General features: G+C 69.2%; 17 protein-coding genes. 8 read left to right on the top strand and 9 right to left on the bottom strand.

Features of this window, described 5'->3' with window-relative positions:
* Positions 1-40: 40 nt before the first annotated feature.
* Together AHIS1636_RS10270 and AHIS1636_RS10265 are read left to right on the top strand one after the other, a co-directional pair.
* Positions 41-247: a hypothetical protein gene (locus AHIS1636_RS10270; RefSeq protein ID WP_264795724.1), complete on the top strand. Its 207-nt coding sequence runs from the start codon at positions 41-43 to the stop codon at positions 245-247.
* A 150-nt stretch (positions 248-397) separates the two neighbouring features.
* On the top strand, positions 398-1,231 hold the full coding sequence (locus AHIS1636_RS10265) for an MBL fold metallo-hydrolase (RefSeq protein ID WP_264795723.1): 834 nt from the start codon (positions 398-400) through the stop codon (positions 1,229-1,231).
* Positions 1,232-1,305: 74 nt separating this feature from the next.
* Here AHIS1636_RS10265 and AHIS1636_RS10260 read toward each other — a convergent pair whose 3' ends face one another.
* Complete coding sequence (locus AHIS1636_RS10260; RefSeq protein ID WP_264795722.1) at positions 1,306-2,214, bottom strand: phosphatase PAP2 family protein; 909 nt, start codon at positions 2,212-2,214, stop codon at positions 1,306-1,308.
* 112 nt (positions 2,215-2,326) lie between these two features.
* On the opposite strand from AHIS1636_RS10260, the gene AHIS1636_RS10255 reads away from it, so the two are divergent.
* From AHIS1636_RS10255 to menD, 3 genes are all read left to right on the top strand, one after another.
* Positions 2,327-3,349, top strand: a complete 1,023-nt coding sequence (locus tag AHIS1636_RS10255) for an o-succinylbenzoate synthase (protein ID WP_264795721.1) — start codon at positions 2,327-2,329, stop codon at positions 3,347-3,349.
* Between the two features lie 152 nt (positions 3,350-3,501).
* Complete coding sequence (locus AHIS1636_RS10250) at positions 3,502-5,529, top strand: PhoX family protein (RefSeq protein ID WP_264795907.1); 2,028 nt, start codon at positions 3,502-3,504, stop codon at positions 5,527-5,529.
* Between the two features lie 152 nt (positions 5,530-5,681).
* Positions 5,682-7,526 (top strand): 2-succinyl-5-enolpyruvyl-6-hydroxy-3-cyclohexene-1-carboxylate synthase, encoded by a 1,845-nt coding sequence (menD, locus tag AHIS1636_RS10245; RefSeq protein ID WP_264795720.1) that lies wholly within the window; start codon positions 5,682-5,684, stop codon positions 7,524-7,526.
* A gap of 53 nt (positions 7,527-7,579) precedes the next feature.
* Here the strand turns inward: menD and AHIS1636_RS10240 are convergent, their stop codons facing one another.
* The 4 genes from AHIS1636_RS10240 to AHIS1636_RS10225 all read right to left on the bottom strand — a co-directional run bounded on the left by AHIS1636_RS10240 (position 7,580) and on the right by AHIS1636_RS10225 (position 11,448).
* Complete coding sequence (locus AHIS1636_RS10240) at positions 7,580-8,335, bottom strand: amino acid ABC transporter ATP-binding protein (protein ID WP_264795719.1); 756 nt, start codon at positions 8,333-8,335, stop codon at positions 7,580-7,582.
* Between the two features lie 3 nt (positions 8,336-8,338).
* On the bottom strand, positions 8,339-9,124 hold the full coding sequence (locus AHIS1636_RS10235; protein WP_264795718.1) for an amino acid ABC transporter permease: 786 nt from the start codon (positions 9,122-9,124) through the stop codon (positions 8,339-8,341).
* Positions 9,125-9,196: 72 nt separating this feature from the next.
* Positions 9,197-10,003 (bottom strand): basic amino acid ABC transporter substrate-binding protein, encoded by an 807-nt coding sequence (locus AHIS1636_RS10230; protein WP_264795717.1) that lies wholly within the window; start codon positions 10,001-10,003, stop codon positions 9,197-9,199.
* Positions 10,004-10,143: 140 nt separating this feature from the next.
* Positions 10,144-11,448, bottom strand: coding sequence for an isochorismate synthase (locus tag AHIS1636_RS10225; protein WP_264795716.1), 1,305 nt, complete (start codon positions 11,446-11,448; stop codon positions 10,144-10,146).
* Positions 11,449-11,552: 104 nt separating this feature from the next.
* Here AHIS1636_RS10225 and AHIS1636_RS10220 point away from each other — a divergent pair, with 104 nt between their 5' ends.
* Genes AHIS1636_RS10220 through AHIS1636_RS10210 form a run of 3 tightly spaced genes read left to right on the top strand, consistent with a single transcriptional unit; the run spans position 11,553 to position 14,736 of the window.
* Complete coding sequence (locus AHIS1636_RS10220) at positions 11,553-12,314, top strand: demethylmenaquinone methyltransferase (RefSeq protein ID WP_264795715.1); 762 nt, start codon at positions 11,553-11,555, stop codon at positions 12,312-12,314.
* Between the two features lies 1 nt (position 12,315).
* Positions 12,316-13,629, top strand: a complete 1,314-nt coding sequence (locus AHIS1636_RS10215; protein WP_264795714.1) for a geranylgeranyl reductase family protein — start codon at positions 12,316-12,318, stop codon at positions 13,627-13,629.
* Positions 13,630-13,638: 9 nt separating this feature from the next.
* Positions 13,639-14,736: a polyprenyl synthetase family protein gene (locus tag AHIS1636_RS10210; protein WP_264795713.1), complete on the top strand. Its 1,098-nt coding sequence runs from the start codon at positions 13,639-13,641 to the stop codon at positions 14,734-14,736.
* A 143-nt stretch (positions 14,737-14,879) separates the two neighbouring features.
* Here AHIS1636_RS10210 and AHIS1636_RS10205 read toward each other — a convergent pair whose 3' ends face one another.
* The 4 genes from AHIS1636_RS10205 to AHIS1636_RS10190 all read right to left on the bottom strand — a co-directional run bounded on the left by AHIS1636_RS10205 (position 14,880) and on the right by AHIS1636_RS10190 (position 18,822).
* On the bottom strand, positions 14,880-15,710 hold the full coding sequence (locus AHIS1636_RS10205; protein WP_264795712.1) for a DUF559 domain-containing protein: 831 nt from the start codon (positions 15,708-15,710) through the stop codon (positions 14,880-14,882).
* A 426-nt stretch (positions 15,711-16,136) separates the two neighbouring features.
* Positions 16,137-16,568: a hypothetical protein gene (locus tag AHIS1636_RS10200; protein WP_264795711.1), complete on the bottom strand. Its 432-nt coding sequence runs from the start codon at positions 16,566-16,568 to the stop codon at positions 16,137-16,139.
* Between the two features lie 167 nt (positions 16,569-16,735).
* Entirely contained in the window at positions 16,736-17,356 is a 621-nt protein-coding gene (locus AHIS1636_RS10195) for a putative glycolipid-binding domain-containing protein (RefSeq protein ID WP_264795710.1), read from the bottom strand.
* Positions 17,357-17,394: 38 nt separating this feature from the next.
* Positions 17,395-18,822, bottom strand: a complete 1,428-nt coding sequence (locus AHIS1636_RS10190) for a PucR family transcriptional regulator (RefSeq protein ID WP_264795709.1) — start codon at positions 18,820-18,822, stop codon at positions 17,395-17,397.
* Between the last annotated feature and the right edge of the window lie 95 nt (positions 18,823-18,917).

Here is an 18,917-nt window from a genome sequence, read left to right as displayed (position 1 = left end):
GGCTCTGTACCGCCCGCAGCCGCAGGTCTACCCTTGTGCCATGAAAGCACTTCCGGAGGCCTACCAGAGCTACCTGGCCAAGTTGAGCCCTGCCGAAGCGGATGCCCTGCGTCCCGTGTTCATGGAGTCCGTGGCCGAGGGGGACCACGGCGTCCTGGTCCGCGGAGCGGGATCCCAGCACGTCCAGGCCGTGGTGGATGAACGTGTGCCGTTCGGCCAGATCCACGAAGGCTACATCTGGGATTGATGCGCTGCCCGACGGCGACTGGCTGAAGGCCGTGCGCCGCCGGTTGGCAGCGCAGGGCGGGGCGGCGGCTGAGGCCGGGCGGGGTACGGTAAGGGGGAAGGCCGCGCCGAGGCGGCCTCAGGAATGGCGCCAACGGAGGTACCGCGAAGCATGAGCGAAACCGTGCAGACCAAGGACATGGCCGAGTACGTCCAGGTCGCACCCGGGAACTATGTCATCCGCACCGGGAACTACTCGCTGAACTCGGGCCTGGTGGTGGGGCGGACCAAGGCCATGGTGATCGACACCGGCGCCGGTCCGCGCCAGGCCAGCCTCATCTACCGGACCGTCCGCTCGCTGACCAAGCTGCCGCTGGTCGTGGTCAATACGCACTCGCACTTCGACCACATTTTCGGCAACGCCTACTTCGCGGACAATGGTGTCCACGATTTCTACGCGCAGCGCAACTGCGCCCACGACATGGCCGAGACGGCGAAGCTCCAGCGCGGAATGGTGGCGGACACGGAGCCCGAGATGGCGGCCGGGAACGGCCCGCACACGGGGATCAAGGTCCCCACCAAGCCGGTGGACCAGGAGTTGACGGTCAACCTGGGGGACATGCCGGTCAAGCTGTTCTACCTGGGCCGCGGCCACACCGACGGCGATCTGCTGGTGGGCACGCCGTCCACCCTGTTCGCGGGCGATCTCGTGGAGCAGGGCGCGCCGCCCGCCTTCGAGGACTCCTACCCGCGCGATTGGGTGGAAACCCTGCGGCGGGTGTCCAGCCTGCGCCACGAGTACGACGTGCTGGTGCCGGGGCACGGCCAGACCGTGTCCGACGCCTTCGTGCGGAGCATGTGGGAGACGATGAACATGGCCGTGCGGCAGGCGGAGCAGGCCAGCCGCGAGACGCCGGGGGATTCCACCAAGGCGATTCCGATCCTGCCCTACGGGCCGCTGCAGTCCAGGGCCCTGCTGAAGCGGCTGCAGACGCCGCCGCGCTAAGGGCCGCTACCTGAGGGGCCGCCCCGAGGTGCGGGGATCCGTTCCGCGGGCGGTGATTCGTCCCCGGGACGCGGTCAGCGCCGCCGGGTCTGCGAGCTGAACAGCCAGGTGAGCAGCGCGCTCATCAGCATGCCGCAGCCGAGGATCAGCGCCATGCCGGCCCAGAAGAACAGCGGCAGCCGGCCCGAGCCAGGGACCGGGGCGGCGCCCACCTGCTGGACGACCCAGTACAGGCCGGCGGCGAGGGCCAGTCCCAGCAGCGCGAGCAGCCAGCAGAGCCGCGGCCAGACCGGGGACGAGGACCAGTGGCTGCCGTAGCCGCGGAAGTCGTTCCAGGCATCGCCCGAGCGCAGGACCGCGGGCCCGGCCAGCAGCGCCCAGAAGCCGGCGACCAGGAACGCGGCCACCACGTCGGACGGCCGGTGCCAGCCGTTGATCAGCGTGGCCGATCCCGCGAGCACAGCGTAGGCCCCGCCGGCCGCGGCCGCGAACGGCCGCCAGCGGGGCGAGACCACCAGGAACACCGCCAGCGCCGCCGCGGCGGCGATGGTGGTGTGGCCCGACGGCAGGGAGTTGTGCTCCAATGTGGGAACGCCGCGGTCGGGGCGGTCGAGGATGAGGTTCTTGAGGATCCACGTCGTCGCCGCCGAGGCGAGGACTACCCCGACCGCGATTCCGGCGGCTTTCCACCGGCGCCGCACCAGCGCGACGACGACCAGCACCACGGCCGCGACCGCCGCCGACACGTCGGGCAGCAGGTCCAGGAAGTCGAGGAAGACGCCCCGTCCGAAGCTCCAGCCGGCTTCGGCTTCGGCCCACGCGGACTCGTCGGCGAACTGCCCGGTGGTGGTCCGGACCAGCGCGTAATAGTTGAAGGCGAACGCAGCCGCGCACAGGCCGGCGCCGAGCCAGAACAAGTACGGACTGTGCCCCGGACGGCGGCGTGGTGCGGGCCGGGTCTGCTGCTTCTGCCGATTGTTCATCGACTCAAGGTTGCCACACCAGGCCGGGCGAAGGCCCATTCCGTTCCGCGGGCCGGCGGCCGGACGGGCGGCCGCGGCAGGGGCAGGCGGGCGCACGGCGTACAGTGGAGCCGTGACGACGCCCCAGCCCGAGACCGGTTTTCCGCTGCCTTCGCTCGAGGAGCTCCAGGCGGCGGCGCGCGTGGTCTCGCTGCCCATGCGGGTGACGTTCCGCGGGGTGCTGCGGCGCGAGCTCATGCTCTTCGAAGGGCCCGCGGGGTGGGCGGAATTCTCGCCGTTCCTGGAGTACGACGACGCCGAAGCGGCTTCGTGGCTCGGCGCGGCGATCGAGGCGGGGTGGCACGGGTTCCCAGCGCCGCTGCGCACAAGCGTGCCGGTCAATGCCACGGTGCCGGCGGTGGGCCCCGAGGACGTGCCGGCCGTGCTCGCCCGGTACGACCGCCCGCGGACCGTGAAGGTTAAGGTGGCGGAGGCCGGCCAGACCGCGGACGAGGACGTGCTCCGGGTGGCGGCGGTCCGCGACGTGCTACCGGACGCGGCGCTGCGGGTCGACGCCAACGGCGGCTGGGACCCGGACACCGCCGTCGGAGTCCTGGCCCGGCTGGCCCCCTTCGGCCTGCAGTACGCGGAGCAGCCCGCCCCGGACATCGCAGGCCTGCGCCGGGTCCGGCAGGAACTGCGCCGCCGGGGCCTCGCGGTGCCGGTGGCGGCCGACGAAAGCGTGCGCAAGGAGTCCGATCCGCTGCTGGTGGCGCGCCAGGACGCCGCGGACCTGATCGTGGTGAAGGTCCAGCCGCTGGGCGGGGTCCGGCGGGCACTGAAGATCGTCGCCGAGGCCGGCCTGCCCGCGGTCGTGAGCTCCGCCCTGGATTCGTCGGTCGGGATCAGCGCCGGCGTCGCGCTCGCGGCTGCCCTGCCGGATCTGCCGTACGCGTGCGGCCTGGGCACGGTGGCCCTGATGGACGGGGACGTAGTCCGGGACCGGCTGGTGCCGGTGGACGGGTCGCTGCCGGTGCGCGCGGCTGCAGCGGATCCTGAGCTGCTCGGGCGGTACCGGGCCGCACCGGATAGGGAAGCGTGGTGGGCGGGGAGGCTGTCCCGCACCTACCGGTGTTTGGCAACCCCGCAGCGATAAGGTTCGCCCCGTCGTCGTAAGTTGTTTGCCCCGCGTTCACCTGTACTCGGCTTCAAGGTCGGATTCGGCTGGAAACTTGGGAGGCGTTGCTTAATCGTTCAAAACCTGGAAGGCCTCCTGAAGTGTCTGATCTCAAGAAGCGTCTGCTGCCCATGCTGGGGCATGTTTCGGGCAAGCGCAGCGCCGTGACCTGCGCTCTCAAGTGCGGCAATGCCTGTGCGCAGGGCGTCTGCAATACCTCCTCCAACAACTACTTCCGGGATGTCGTGTCCGCCGAGTTCTCGCGCCGCAACATGCTCGGCGTCAGCAGCGCGGGCGTGCTCGCCCTGGTCTTTGGCGGCAGCGCCGCAGCCAGCGCAACCTCCGCCTCGGGCCTGTCGCCGGCCGCCAAGGTGGCCTCCGGCGCCGGCAGCAAGCTGAAGTTCACGGGCATCGACGGCGTCGAGGCGACCGTTGACAATGTCACGGTGCCTAAGGGGTACAACTGGAAGCCCGTCATCCGCTGGGGTGACCCGCTGTTCGCCGATTCCGCCGAGTTCGACCCTGAGAACCAGACTCCGGAATCGCAGGCCGGCCAGTTCGGCTACAACAACGACTACCTGGACATCCTCGAGATCCCGGGCACTAACGGCAAGCGCGCGGTGCTGTTCTCCAACCACGAGTACACCAATGAAGCGATCATGTTCCCGCCGACCATGTCGGCCTCCGACGTGCGCCGCACTGCCATGGCCGCCCACGGGCTGAGCGTCGTCGAGCTGCGCCGCAAGGGCAAGGGCCAGCCCTGGGAATACGTGCGCGGAGCCAAGCTGAACCGCCGCTTCCTGTTCGACACCGAGTACGAACTGACCGGCCCGGCTGCCGGCTCCAAGCTGCTGCAGACCAAGGCGGATCCGACGGGTCGGAAGGTGCTGGGCACCCAGAACAACTGCGCCGGCGGCACCACCCCGTGGGGAACCATCCTCTCCGGCGAGGAGAACTTCAACCAGTACTTCAAGGTCGCCAACCCGACCGCTGAGCAGCGCCGCTACGGCCTGACCGACCCCAACCCGAGCCGCGGCTGGCACCTCGAGGAAACCCGCTTCGACACCGACCTGCCGGAAGGCAAGAACGAGGACAACCGCTTCGGCTGGATCGTCGAGGTCGACCCGTTCGACCCGACCTCCACGCCCCGCAAGCACACCGCGCTGGGCCGCTTCAAGCACGAGGGCGCCAACGTCACCATCGCCAAGTCCGGCCACGTGGTTTCCTACTCGGGCGACGACGAGCGCTTCGACTACCTGTACAAGTTCGTCTCGAAGGGCAAGTACGTCGAGGGCGACAAGAAGCACAACATGACCCTGCTGACCGAGGGCGACCTCTTCGTGGCCAGCTTCACGGGCAACTCCCCGGCGAACCAGATCGACGGCGCCGGCGTGCTGCCGTCAGACGGTGCCTTCGACGGCGTCGGACACTGGATCCAGCTCACCAAGGACGGCAACTCCATGGTTCCGGGTATGGAGATCGACCAGGTCCTCGTGTACACCCGCCTGGCCGCGGACAAGATGGGCGCCACCAAGATGGACCGCCCGGAGGACGTCGAGGTCAACCCCTTGACCGGCAAGGTCTACGTGGCCTGCACGAATAACACCAAGCGCACCGCGGCCCAGGCCGATGAGGCCAATCCGCGCGCCAACAACAAGCACGGCCACATCGTGGAGCTGTCCGAGACGGGCGACCAGGCCTCCACTGAGTTCAGCTGGAACCTCCTCCTCGTCGCCGGTGATCCGGCCGTGGACGAGAGCGCCTACTTCGGCGGCTACCCGGCGGACAAGGTCCAGCCGATCTCCTGCCCGGACAACGTCGCCTTCGACTCCGTCGGCAATCTCTGGATCTCCACCGATGGCCAGCCGGGCACCATCCAGCGCAACGACGCCCTGTACCGCGTCACGCTGGAGGGGCCGGAGCGCGGCAAGGTCGAGCAGTTCATGGCCGTGCCGGTCGATGCCGAAACCTGCGGCCCGGTCATCGACGACCAGGACGGGATGGTCTACGTGGCCGTCCAGCACCCCGGCGAGGACGGCTCCTGGGAGAAGCAGAACTCGCTGTTCCCGGACTACCTGCCGGCCGGCACGCCGTCGGGCAAGGGCGGTTTGCCCCGCCCGTCCGTGATCCAGATGTACAAGGGCAAGACCGGATTCTAGTCCGCGCCGGCGGCCGGTCCCGCCAAGGGGTCCGGCCGCTGCCACGCTCCGCGCGAAGGCCGCGTCCACCGAAGGGTGGGCGCGGCCTTCGTGCTTGGGCTTCGTACTTGGTGTTGGGCCGGCCGGCCGGTGCGTCTGCCTAGGATGGAACCGTGACTGCCGCGCTCAACGCCATCGATGCCGCCCGCTCCGCCGTCCGCGCACTGCTCGAGGGCGGGGTGCGGGACGTCGTCGTCGCGCCCGGATCCCGCAGCGCCCCGCTGGCCTACGCGCTGGCCGAGGAGGAGGGCCGCGGGGGACTGCGGCTGCACGTGCGCATCGACGAGCGTGCGGCGGGATTCACCGCGCTGGGGCTCTCGCTCGGCTCGCTGCGCCCGGTCCCGGTGGTGACGACCTCCGGCACGGCTGTGGGCGAACTGCTGCCGGCGGTGATGGAAGCCAATCACGCCGGCGTCGAACTCGTGGTGCTCAGCGCCGACCGTCCCGAGGAACTGCGCGGAACCGGCGCCAACCAGACCACGGTGCAGCCCGGGATTTTCGGCAGCCACGTCCGCTATGCCGTCGATGTGGCAGCCGGTGCCGACCCGGCCGAACCGGTGGCCGTCGGCCTGCTCGCGGCCAAGGGCATTCCGCTGCCGGAGTCCGGCCAGGGTGCGGACACCCACGGCCTCGCGGCCACCCCGTCGCCGGGTGCCGCGGCCGCGGAACCGGACCGTCACCGAGGAGCGGTGGGGCCGGTGCACATCAACCTGGCGCTGCGGGATCCGCTGGTGCCGTTGATTGGCGACGGCGGCGGTCCGGCTGCGGGGCTGGGGGAGCCTGTCGCCGTGGGCAGCGGCGCTGTTCCAGTCGACGGAAACGAGGCGTCGCCAGCGGTCTTGGAAGTGCCCGCACCCTTGAAGGCGCCGAAGCGGGCGCCGGTGCCGACTGTGGAAACCGCCGAGGAGCGGCGCACCGTCGTCGTCGCGGGCCACGGGGCCGGCGCGTATGCCGAAGCCTTTGCCCGCGCGCACCGCCTGCCGCTGCTCGCCGAGCCGTCGTCCAACGCCCGCTTCGGGCCCAACGCCGTGGCCGTCTACCGGATGCTGCTGGCCCAGTTGGGTGCCGCGGTGGAGCGCGTGGTGGTCTTCGGGCGGCCGACCCTGTCGCGGCCGGTGGCCGCCCTGCTGGGCCGCGAGGACGTCCAGTCGGCGCTCTTCATGCCCGAGCCCGTGGCCTGGTTCGATGCGGGGCGGCGCCGGGAGCGGCTCATCGACGAACCCGCCGACCTGTCTCTCTTCTCCGGGCTGGGGCCGGAGGGCTGGCTGGAGCGCTGGCAGCAGGCGGGCGAGGCGGGAGCCGCGGCCGCGGCCGAGGTGCTGGCGGCCGAACCCGGGCTGACCGGACTGCGGGTCGGTGCGGCCGTGTGGCGCCACACCGCGGGCAGGCTGGTGCTCGGCTCGTCCAACCCCATCCGCGACGTGGATCTTCTCGGCCCGGCCGCAACGGAACCGGCCGCCTTCGTGCACGCCAACCGCGGGCTCGCCGGGATCGACGGCACGGTCTCCACTGCGACCGGGGTCGCGCTGGCGGCGCAGGAACCCACCCGGGTGCTGCTGGGCGACCTGACCTTCCTGCATGATGCGGGCGGCCTCTTCCTCGGTGCGGGTGAACCGGAGCCGGCGCTGCAGATCGTGGTGCTCAACGATGGCGGCGGCGGGATCTTCACCCTGCTGGAGCACGGGAAAGTGGGCCTTGAGGCAAACTACACCGCCGCCGTCGAACGCCTCTTCGGGACGCCGCACCGGGTGGACCTGTCGGCCGTGGCGGCCGCGTACGGCGTGCGCTACCGGCTGGTCGAGGACGAAAGCGGGCTGGAGGCCGCGCTGCGGGAGCCCATCGTCGGGCGCAGCCTGCTGGAGGTCCGGACGGACCGCTCCCGGCTGCGGGACCTGCACGCCCGGATTGCCGCGGCGGTCAGCGGCGCCGCCGCCCCGCTGGTCCCGCAGCAGGCCTGACCGTCCGGGTGCCGCTGCCTCGGGGAAGGGCCCCGGGGCAGGGCCCCGGGGCCTTAGAGGACCTTGGAGAGGAAGGCCTGGGTCCGGGCGTGCTGCGGGTTGCCGAGCACTTCCTTGGGGTCACCCTGTTCCACGACGACGCCGCCGTCCATGAAGACGACGCGGTCGCCGACCTCGCGGGCGAAGCCCATCTCATGGGTCACCACCATCATGGTCATGCCCTCGTCCGCGAGCTGGCGCATCACGCCGAGCACGTCGCCGACCAGTTCGGGGTCCAGCGCGCTGGTGGGCTCGTCGAAAAGCATCATGTCCGGGTTCATGGACAGGGCACGGGCGATAGCCACCCGCTGCTGCTGCCCGCCGGAAAGCTGGGACGGGTAGGCATCCTCGCGGTTGGCCAGTCCGACCTTCGCCAGGTTCTTCCGCGCAATCTCGACGGCCTCGGCCTTCGGGCGCCGCTTGGCGCGCTGCTGGGCGAGGGTCAGGTTCCGCAGCACGCTCAGGTGCGGGAAGAGGTTGAACTGCTGGAACACCATCCCAATCCGGGTACGGATCTTGTCGAGGTCCGTCTCCGGGTCCGTGATGTCGACGCCCTCGACCAGCACCGTGCCGCTCGTGGGCTCCTCGAGCCGGTTGACGCAGCGGAGCAGGGTGGACTTTCCGGAGCCGGACGGCCCGATCACGCAGACCACCTCGCCCTGGTCGACGTGGAAATCGATGCCCTTGAGGACCTCGTTGTCACCGAAGTTCTTGCAGAGATCCCGGACCTCGATCGCGGGACGGTCCTTCTGCGGACTATTGGTGGCCATCGCTTACCGGCCTCTCTTGTTGTGTCGTTCGAGCCTGGCGACAAGCTGGGTCAGCGGCAGGGTGATGATCAGGTACATCAGCGCGGCGATCACCAGCGGCGTGGCGTTGGCCGACTGGGAGACCGAGTCGCGCGCGAAGGTGGTGAGCTCCCGCTCGTTCAGGGCCATGCCGGCGATGAACAGCAGCGAGGTGTCCTTGATCAGGATGACCAGTTCGTTGGTCAGCGGCGGGGTCACGATGCGGAAGGCCTGCGGCAGCACAACGGAAACCATGGTCCAGCTCGGATTCATGCCGAGCGACCGGGCGGCCTCGCGCTGGCCGGCGGGAACGGCCTCGATGCCGGCCCGCAGGGTCTCGGCGATGTACGCGCCGGAGACGATGATCAGGGCGATCAGCCCCGCGCCGGCGCTGCCGCCCGGCGGCCGCCAATCGAAGGCGATCGGCACGGCGAAGGCGAACCCGAAGATGACCAGCAGCGCGGGCAGGCCGCGGAAGAGTTCCACGTAGGCGGTGGCCACCCAGCGGTACGGTGCGACCGGGGAGAGTTTCATCAAGGCCAGGATGAGGCCCAGGACCAGGCCGCCGACGAAGGCGATGGCCGTGTAGATGATCGTGTTCTTCGCCGCGACGACGATCACGTCGGGGAAGGTGGCGGCCGCGACCTCCGGGTTGAAGAAGTTGGTCTGGATCGCCTCCCAGTCCGCGGCGAAGAGCACGGCGGCGAGGACGATGACGAAGACGGCGTACAGCACGCCGCGGAAGAGGCGCCGGCGGGCAGATGGTTTCACAAGGTGGCCTTCCAAAGGTCAGGGAACGGGCTCCGCCCCGGACGCTGATGGTCCGGGGCGGAGCCGAGACTGCTACTGCTTGAAGTACTTGTCGTAGATTTCCTGGTACTTGCCGCTGTCGCGCAGGTCCTTCAGCTGGCCGTCGACGGCCTTGAGCAGGGCTTCGGTGCCTTCCTTCTTCATGGCGAAGCCGTACTGTTCGTCCGTCTTGAACTCCTGCACCACTTCGTACTTGCCGTTCTCCAGGTGGCCAAGGTTGACCGGGAGATCCTGAAGCACGGCGTCGACACCGCCGGACTGCAGGGCCGGGAAGAGCTCGCCGTCGGACGGGTAGGCGCGGATTTCCGCGTCGGACGGTGCATTCTCGCGGGTGTATTTCTCGCCGGTGGTGCCCTGCTGGACGCCCACGGACTTGCCCGAGAGGTCATCGATGGTCTTGATGTCGGAGCCCGCCGGCACGAGCAGCGACTGCAGCGAGTCGTAGTAGGGCTCGGTGAAGGCCAGGTTCTTCTTGCGCTCTTCGGTGATGGTGATGGCGCTGGCACCCATGTCGCACTGGCCGGCGTTCAGCACCACGCCGCTCTGGAGGCCGTCGAAGCCGACGTCCTGGACCTTCAGCTCCAGGTCGAGGCCCTTGGCGATCTCCCCCACCATGTCCATGTCGAAGCCGGTGTACTGGCCGTCCTTTTCGAATTCGAACGGCGGGTAGGGAATGTCCGAGCAGACCGTCAGGGTTCCGGGAGTCACGAGCCCGAGCTCGTTGTCCGCGGCCTGGCTGCCGCCGTCGGAGGACGAGCCGCTGCCGCAGGCTGTCAGGGCCAGGGCGGAGGCTGCCAACAGGACAGCAACCCGCGAGGACTTGGAGATGGTTAGCCGCATGGTGGGCAATCCTTTACTTGAAGCGATCTAGCAGAGCTGGCAAAACAAACGTAATTCTAGCGTCACAGTATGACTTGCCCCACAGGCTACAGGTTTTGCCTATGAGTAACCAGCGGCAGGGGCGGGAAGCAGGCCTCGGCTCAGCGGCGCAGTCCGAGGGATTCGATCATCGGCCGGAACTTCGCCCAGGTCTCCGCCAGCTCCGCCTCCGGTGTCGAGGCCTCCACGATCCCGCAGCCGGCGTAGAGCCGCACGCGGGTGGGCGTCTCGACGACGGCCCCGCGCAGGGCAATGCCCCACTCGCCGTTGCCAGCGCCGTCCGTCCAGCCGACCGGGCCGGCGTAAGGTCCGCGGTCCATCTGCTCGAGCTCGCGGATGAGGTCGCCGGCGGCCTCCGTGGGGCTGCCGCACACTGCCGCGGTGGGATGCACCGCCTCGGCGAGTTCCAGGGACGACGGCGTCCTTCCGCCGTCGAGTGCGAGATCGGCCGAGACGTCCGAGGCCAGATGCCAGACGTTGGGCAGTTCCAGCACGAACGGCTCGCTGTGCGAGGTCATGGCGGAGGTGTAGGGCTGGAGCTTGCGCGTGAGCGAGTCGATCGCGATCTCGTGTTCGTGCTGCTGCTTCTCCGAGCCGGCCAGCACGCGCTCGGCGTAGGCCGCATCCGACTCGCCCTCGATCTTGTGCGTGTTGGCCCGGTCCAGGGTCCCCGCGAGCACCCGTGCCCGCGCCACGTTGTCCTCCACCTTGATCAGCATCTCGGGCGTGGAACCGATCAGCCCGTCCACGCTGTAGGTCCAGCAGTCGTGGTAGCGCGCGGCCAGCTCGCGGAGCACCTGGGCGGTGGCGATGGGGGAGGACAGGTCCGCCACCAGGTCGCGGGCAAGCACCAGTTTGGTCAGGCCGCCGCCGGCAATGCGCTCGACGCCGGCCGCGACGGCAGCCATGTAGGCTTCCTCGGACACCTGGCCGGGGTGCAGGGTATCGGCGCCGTCCGGACCGTGTTCGGGCGAGACCTCCTCCAGCCATCCGGCCAGCTCGGCCCGGGCGGCATCGGCCGTCAGCTCGGCCCCGCCGTCGTCCGAGATCAGGGTCAGCCACGCACCGGACTCGTCTGCTCCCACGACGATTCGCGGAACGATCAGGCGGGATTCGTAGGCCGACGTCTTGGAGAAAGCGAACGAGCCGAAGGCCACCAGGCCCGTGCCGGGAGCGCTGAGCGGGTTGTCCACCTCGGCCGCCCGGGCTGTCCGGCGCCACCATTCGGCGGCGTCGCTGAACCGGTCCGGGCCGGAGGACGTGAACCTGGCCGCCTCGCCGAAGGCCACCAGCCCTGCCCCGTGGCGGATCCAGCAGTGCGCGTCGTCACGCACCAGGTAATCCAGAATGCCGGTGGAAGAGGAGAGCCCGCCGAGGTCGACGGTGACGGAGCGCAGGGAGGTCATGATGGATTCAAGGGTACCCTTCGGCGGAACCCGCGGCGCCACCGGCCTCCCGGCGCCGGGACGACGGGTTCGGCCGCCGGGACAAACTTTGAGAGAATGATGCCGTGAACCGAGCATCCCTGGAGAAGCGCCCCGACGAAGTCGCCGCCATGTTCGACGACGTCGCCCCCAAATACGACCTGGTCAACGATGTCCTTTCCATGGGCCAGACCCGCCGCTGGCGCCGTGTGGTGGTCGAGGCCGTGGGCGCCAAGCCGGGCCAGCGGGTCCTGGACCTGGCGGCCGGGACCGGAACTTCCAGCGAACCGTACGCGGACGCCGGGATCGAGGTCGTCGCCTGCGACTTCTCCCTCGGCATGCTCGAGGTGGGCAAGCGCCGCCGGCCGGATATCGACTTCGTCGCCGGAGACGCCACCAACCTGCCCTTCGCGGACAACTCCTTCGACGCCGTGACCATCTCCTTCGGCCTGCGCAACGTGAATGAGCCGCGGGTGGCCCTGCGGGAGATGCTGCGGGTGGCCAAGCCCGGCGCGCGGCTGGTGATCGCCGAGTTCTCCTCGCCGGCCCTGCCGGTCTGGCGGACCATCTACACCGAGTACCTGATGCGGGCGCTGCCCGCGATCGCCAGCAAGATCTCCTCCAACCCGGCCTCCTACGTCTACCTGGCGGAGTCCATCCGCGCGTGGCCGGACCAGCACGGCCTCGCCGCCTGGATCAGGGAAGAGGGCTGGCAGAACGTCGCCTACCGCAACCTCAGCGGCGGCATCGTAGCCGTCCACCGGGCGGAAAAGCCGGGCCGCGCCGACGCCTCCAACGCGGACTCCCAGACCGCGCTGCGCCGCCGGAGCTCCAGGACCGCCGGCTGACGTGTCCGTACTGATTGTCGGGGCAGGACCTGCCGGGTCGACCGCTGCCTACTATCTGGCCAAGGCCGGCATCGAAGTGACGGTGCTGGAGAAGACATCATTCCCGCGCGAGAAGGTCTGCGGCGACGGGCTGACGCCGCGCGCCGTCCGCGAAATCCAGCTGCTGGGCCTGCCGCACGAGGAAGCCGCCGGCTGGCGGCGGAACCGCGGGCTGCGCCTGATCGCCGGCGGCCGCCGCCTGGAGCTGCCCTGGCCCGAGCTGTCCGACTTCCCGGACTACGGCCTGATCCGCACCCGGCTGGGATTCGATGAGGAGCTGGCCCGGCACGCCGAGGCGGCCGGAGCGCGGGTGCTGGAACGGCACTCGGTGTCCGAGGCGCTGCGCGACGACGCCGGTCGGGTCACCGGAGTGCGTGCCAGCGTCCTGGACGATCGCGGCCGCAAGACGGGCGAGACGCGGGACTTTACTGCCGACGTCGTGCTGGCCGCTGACGGCAACTCCGCCCGCACCGCGCTCAGCCTCGGTATCGAAAAGCGGGACGACCGGCCGCTCGGCGTGGCCGTACGGACGTACTTCACCAGCCCGCGGCACGAGGACGACTGGATGGAGGGCTGGCTGGAACTGCCGGACGCCCAAGGGAACCCGCTGCCGGGCTACGGCTGGGTCTTCGGCGTCGGCGACGGCACCTCCAACGTGGGCCTAGGCATCCTGAACTCGTCGAAGTCCTTCGGCAAGCTCGATTACCGGCAGGTGCTGCGGGACTGGACCGCCGGAATGCCCGAGGAGTGGGGCTTCACCGAGGAGAACCAGGTGGGGCAGGTGCGGGGCGCGGCCCTGCCCATGGGGTTCAACCGCACCCCGCACTACTCTCCGGGCCTGTTGCTGCTGGGCGACGCGGGCGGCATGGTCAGCCCGTTCAATGGCGAGGGCATCTCCTACGCGATGGAGTCGGCCCGGTACGCGGCGGAGCTCATCATCGACGCGCAGTCCGGGGCCGGAGAGCTGGATGAGCAGGTCCTAACCCGCTACCCGGAAATCATCCGCAACCAGTGGGGCAGCCACTTCACGCTCGGGAGGGTCTTTGCCGGCCTGATCGGCCAGCCGGCGATCATGAAGCTGGCGCTGCGCACCGGCATGCCCGTCCCGCCGCTGATGCGCTTCGTGGTGCGCATGCTGGCCAACCTGACGGACGCGAACGGCGCGGGCTTTGAGGATAGAGTTATTCACTTGCTGGAGAAAATCACGCCGCAGGCTTCCAACCAGACCGGCGGCGTAACCGTTGACCGCAGACCAACCGTCCCGACGATTAGTTAGTGTTGAACCGTGACTGACGCAAACCCGAGCTGGACTCCTGCCGGCCACGTTCCGGATTCCCTGGAGCTGGACACGGCTACTGCCGCCATCGCCTCAAGCCTGAACCTCCCGGCAGGCTTCGGCCTGGTGGCCCAGGATCCTGACCTCGGACCGGCTGTTTCCACCGCCCTCGCGCGCGTGGAGAAGCAGCTTCGGGTGGCGATCGCGCATTCGGACCCGCTCGCGGACGCGACCAGCCGGCACCTGGTGGAGGCCGGCGGCAAGCGGGTCCGGCCGCTGCTGACCATCCTGGCGTCGCAGCTGGGCAAGGGCCCGGTGGCCGAGGTGCTGCAGGCCGCGGTGGTCGTGGAGCTGACGCATCTGGCCACGCTCTACCACGACGACGTGATGGACTCGGCGCCTTACCGCCGCGGTGCTCCCACCGCCCACGAGGTCTGGGGCAACCAGGTGGCCATCCTCGCCGGCGACCTGATCTTCGCCCGGGCCTCCATCCTGGTGTCTGAACTGGGGCCGGAGGCGGTGCTGATCCAGGCCCGCACCTTCGAACGCCTGGTGCTGGGGCAGCTGCAGGAGACCGTGGGCCCGCGCGACGGCGAGGACCCGGTGGAGCACTACCTGTCCGTCATCGGCGGGAAGACCGGTTCGCTGATTGCCACGGCCGGCCAGCTCGGCGCCATGTTCGCCGGGGCCGGGCAGGACGTGGTCGACGTGATGGTCGAGTACGGCGAACGCGTTGGCGTGGCCTTCCAGCTGGCCGACGACGTCATCGACGTGACCGGCCTCAAGGCCAAGTCCGGCAAGTCCCCGGGCACCGACCTGCGCGAGGGCGTGCCCACCCTGCCCGTGCTGCTGCTCCGCAAGGCGGCAGCCGCCGGAGATGCTTCCGCCGCGGACGTGCTGGAGCTGGTGGATGCCGACCTGACCTCCGACGAGGCCCTGGCCAAGGCCGTCGAGGCCCTGCGCGAGCACCCCGTCACCCAGCAGTCCTGGGACACGGCCCGTGAATGGGCCGACGCTGCCAAGGCTGCCCTGGATCCGTTGCCGGAGAGCACCGTCAAGTTCGCCTTGGCCGCGTTCGCCGAAGCCGTCGTCGACCGCGACGTCTAGCCGCCGACGACCGCCCAGCGGCGGCACGGCGTCGGAAAGCTGCAGACTTTGGCGGAAACCGACGCGCTTTATCCAGGCGCCCAATGCGTTGACCTGCACGTTCTTTGGGGGCGGCGTCGAAACCATGCTGTTTTCCGTCGCCCTCACGCCACGCCCCTGGGGCGGCGCTGCAACGCCTGCTGGATATCCCGGAGCATTCCCGCCGGGTTTCCGAACACGTCTTCATATACGAAGCGCAGCGTGGCGTAGCTGCGGACCACGCCAGCATTATTGCGGCGGAGGTCGCGCCGGAATGACTTGCGGTCCATATGGAAGGCCGCGCCGTCGAACTCGATGATCAGCCAGCCATCAACGAGGAAGTCTACTTCGCCGATGCCCTTCACCCAGACTCTGTGTCTGAACTCCAGTCCCGCGCGCCGAAGCATTCCACGGACAACGACCTCCGGAGCCGAATCCGCACGTGCATCCGCGAGCTCAAGCCGCCGGCGGCCGGTTCCGTTCCGTGGCCCCTGAAGGCGGAGCTTCAGCACCTCCAGTGCCACGTTGCCGGACTTCAGGGCTGATTCGGCGATGACCAGAGCGTCATCCTCGGGCAGGCAGCGCAGCGCATGGATCACGACATCGACCAGTCCGGCTACTGGCAGCCGCTGCATTGGAGGGACAGATATAGTCCCGTGGCTGACTTCCCGCTCGCGGCAGTTCCGGACCGAGGCAAGATGAACGTGTTCGTCTGGTCTGAGCTGCCAGAGCCCGTGATGGAGCGCCGCAGACGTGCAGGTGAGCACACCGCCAGCTATCCTCGCTGCCAGAAAATCTTGTCTGGCCCCGGGCAACGCAACGATTCCCCGACGCGGCCTCAGCAACACCTGCGCGTCCAATGCCGAGCGCAGTTGGCGCTCCGAGACCCCCGACGCCAACAGGTCTTTGACCCTCGCCGAATCCCCGAACGAGTGAAGCAGCGCAACCAGTTCCATGCCAAACACCATGCCCTGGACAATGCTGGTGAGCTTGCCCGAGTGACCGGTGTGGGGACGACTAGCCGGTCGACCAGCTTGTGGAGGAGAGACCAGACGGTGTTGGCCCGATGAGGTCGGTGCCCCTCCTGCGGCCGGCCGCGCCGGCCCGGCTGACAAAGGCAGGTTCAGCCAGCCGCCCAAGACGGGCGGCGGATAACTGCAGGCTTTCTGCAGGTGCGTTCGACGAAACGGCAGGTCAGCGCAAGGGGAGGCTGCTGAAAACCCGCACGTTCGCGCCAAAATCTGTCAGATTCCGGCGCGGTGTCAGGACGCTAGACCCCGTGCCAATCGGTTCGCCGGGGGCGAGGCGATGAGGCGACTACCGCACCCCGGAACCCAGGGACTCCGGCTCCTGCGGCGGCCGAGGGGGATGCCGCGGCCGGCTTAGTCGTCGTCTTCTTCGTCGCTGAAGACCCAGTCGAACATGTCGAAGACGAACTCGCTGAACGTGGCGTCTTCGCTCTGCCAGCCCTGGTTGCTCGTGTTGGTCCGGATCCAGACGATGGGGTCCGGCACCGCCAGGTGCTCCTCGCGGAAGCCCCAGTTGGCTTCTTCGTCCATCTCGTCGAGGAACAGCAGGTAGCCGTCCTCGATCTCCAGCTCGTCCGGGTCCCAGAAGAAGTCGTGGGCCTCCATGAGGTCCTCGCAGCCGCCGAGTGCGTGGTAGAACTCGACCAGGGCCTGCGGGACCGGGAACTTGTGCTCGCCAAGCAACCCCTCGAGGTCGTCGTAGGAGATGCCGTCCTCTTCGGACCATTTCCGGCCGAGGTACTTCGGCACGAGGGAACGGAACTTGTCGACGAACATTTCAGGCATGCTGCTGCTTCCTTGGCTGGCGGGAGAAGGGGACGGTAAAAGGGCGGGCTGGAGGTCCGAGACCATCCTACGCGTCGGCGCGCGTGTGTCCCGCTGAGCAGCCATATGTGCCCGCCCCCTGGCCGCCTCGCCCCGGTCAGCGCCGCCCCGATGCGGGCCGTGGAGGCTCAGCTGCGGCGGCGCTTCGCCAGGCCGGGGTAATCGATCACGATGCCATCCGCGTCCACCACAAGGTCCGCGCTGAACCCGTTGGAAGAATAGTTGACGACGGCGGTGCGGGAGTCGTCGTCGTACGTGCGGACGCTGCTGTAGTTCTGTTCCGAGGCGGTGACCTGCAGGCTGGGCAGGTGGACCATGGCCATGGTGAAGGTGTGCTGGGCGTCCGGGTTGTGCACGGCGCCCAGCCGCAGGATCGGCATGGTGTTGGTCGCGGGACAGGCCTCAAGGTCGCAGTCGAGGGCGAGGTCGAGGACATGCGGGTCCGCGAGGCCTGGCTCGGGCAGGTCGGCGGTGCCTGATTGCTTGGTCTGCACGCTCCAGGTTCCGTTGGGTGCGCGGTCCAGCCACAGGTGCCGGCTGAAGCCTTGGCCGTGGACGGAAATCTCGAAATGCTCGGTGATCCAGTTCTCGCCACAGCGCAGGGCCCAGCTGGCGGCGTAGCCGGCCGTGCGGGTTGCGCCGTGCGCGGTGAGGCGCTCGGGTTCGAGGTTGATGGTGGCGGTGTCCGCCCGCTTCGGGTCGTCCTCGCCGAGCCAGGCATGCGTCCGGGATTCGTGGGTTTCGTGCATGGTCACAGCCTTGTGCCTCGGCGCGCGCATGGCAAGGGTTAGCCGGCTTCGGACTCCAGCCGCCGAACGGTCAGGGCGAGCCAGAGGTGCACGCGGTCCGCGGTGATGGCCGGGTCGTAGCCGGTCAGGTCGACGATCTGGCCCAGCCGGTAGCGCACCGAGTTGCGGTGCAGGCCAAGGGAATCGGCGACCGCGGCGACGGAGCCGTTGAGGTCGAGGTAGGCCTCCAGCGTGGACATCAGCTGGCCGGCGTGCGCGGCGTCGAAGGCGACCAGGGGGTCCAGGGCCTCGGCGGCCAGGTCGGCCAGCGGGACGTCCTCGGAGGCCAGCAGCAGCGAGGTCAGCGAGAGCCGCTGCGGCACGTTGAGCGGCCGGCCGTGGCTGAGCGCCTCCTTGGCCTCGAAGTAGCTCCAGCGCAGGCCGTTTGCCTGGGCGTAGCCGCCGCCGACACCCACGGTGGCGGACAGGCCCGCCTCGCGGAAGTACTCGCTGAGCCGGCGGCCGGGTTCCTCCGCGGACTCGGCGTCCTGCAGGATGAGGACCAGCCGGTCCTCGAGCAGCCCGGTTATGGTGCCCTCCAGGCCGGCCGGAAGCGGCAGCGTACGGAGCGCCCGCCGGTGGTTCGCGGAGGCCTGCACCACGATGAGCTGCTGCCGCAGCGAGGTGTCGACGCCGATGTTGTCCAGCCGCAGGGCAGCGTCCTGGCCCTGCAGGGTTCCGCGCACCACGTCCTGCAGGATCTGTCCGTTGGTCCGTCGTTCGCGTTCGCGGTGCTTGGCCTGGTTGTTCAGTTCCAGGCTGATCAGGCTCTGCGCGTAGTCGACAATCGCGTTGCGTTCGAACGGCTCGGCGAGGGCCAGCGTGCAGCGGTCCTTCATCCCTGTGGAGATGGGCACCTCGTGCCAGCCTGCGTGCTGCTTCTTGGAGGAGGCGAAGACCCGGGTGCCGTACTGGGAAAGCACGACGTCGGTGCGCAGCGTGGTGGCGAGTGTGCGCAATAGGGCTGGAAGTCCGCCGCCCCCAAGCAGCGCCGAAGCCAGGGCCTGGTGGTCCTTCAGCAACTGTTCGAGCTTGCCATAGTGGTCCGCCGAAATCGCGTCTGCCACCATCCGGCTGATCGCGACGAAGGGCGTCTCGTAGGGGACCTCGAAGACCGGCAGGTCGAGCCGGTCGGCTTCGGCAAGGACCGCCGGAGGGATCTTGCTGTGGCTCAGGCCCAGGGCAAAGCCGACGGCGACCACGCCGGCCTCGTGCACGCGGGTGATGAAGCGGCGCTGCGCCGCGGCGGATTTCTGCCGCAGGCCGGTGGTCAGGACGACTTCGCCCCCGCTGAGGAAGGGCAGCGGGTCCTCCAGCTCGGTGGTGGCCACCCAGGTTACGACGGCGTCGGGGTTGCCGGAGGCTCGGCCGGCAACCCGCAGGTGGAGCGACTTACTGGCCAGGAGATTGGCGAGAGTGACAGCCATGAGGCCACTATACGGGGCGGCTTTGTGCATCCGCACTGCGCCGTGCAAGGGAGACGTAAGGCGCCTGACTAAGATGGTCGGGATCACCCGCGGAC

This window comes from Arthrobacter mangrovi (assembly GCF_026011795.1).
Classification (GTDB): Bacteria; Actinomycetota; Actinomycetes; order Actinomycetales; family Micrococcaceae; genus Crystallibacter; species Crystallibacter mangrovi.
The sequence above is the reverse complement of the archived record's forward strand: the minus strand, read 5'-3'. Positions and strand labels throughout refer to the sequence as shown.

Coding starts and splice junctions, on each gene's coding strand:
- AHIS1636_RS10270 (WP_264795724.1), top strand. CDS start 41: ATGAAAGCACTTCCGGAGGCCTACCAGAGCTACCTGGCCAAGTTGAGC.
- AHIS1636_RS10265 (WP_264795723.1), top strand. CDS start 398: ATGAGCGAAACCGTGCAGACCAAGGACATGGCCGAGTACGTCCAGGTC.
- AHIS1636_RS10260 (WP_264795722.1), bottom strand. CDS start 2,214: ATGAACAATCGGCAGAAGCAGCAGACCCGGCCCGCACCACGCCGCCGT.
- AHIS1636_RS10250 (WP_264795907.1), top strand. CDS start 3,502: ATGCTGGGGCATGTTTCGGGCAAGCGCAGCGCCGTGACCTGCGCTCTC.
- AHIS1636_RS10240 (WP_264795719.1), bottom strand. CDS start 8,335: ATGGCCACCAATAGTCCGCAGAAGGACCGTCCCGCGATCGAGGTCCGG.
- AHIS1636_RS10230 (WP_264795717.1), bottom strand. CDS start 10,003: ATGCGGCTAACCATCTCCAAGTCCTCGCGGGTTGCTGTCCTGTTGGCA.
- AHIS1636_RS10225 (WP_264795716.1), bottom strand. CDS start 11,448: ATGACCTCCCTGCGCTCCGTCACCGTCGACCTCGGCGGGCTCTCCTCT.
- AHIS1636_RS10205 (WP_264795712.1), bottom strand. CDS start 15,710: ATGGAACTGGTTGCGCTGCTTCACTCGTTCGGGGATTCGGCGAGGGTC.
- AHIS1636_RS10200 (WP_264795711.1), bottom strand. CDS start 16,568: ATGCCTGAAATGTTCGTCGACAAGTTCCGTTCCCTCGTGCCGAAGTAC.
- AHIS1636_RS10195 (WP_264795710.1), bottom strand. CDS start 17,356: ATGCACGAAACCCACGAATCCCGGACGCATGCCTGGCTCGGCGAGGAC.
- AHIS1636_RS10190 (WP_264795709.1), bottom strand. CDS start 18,822: ATGGCTGTCACTCTCGCCAATCTCCTGGCCAGTAAGTCGCTCCACCTG.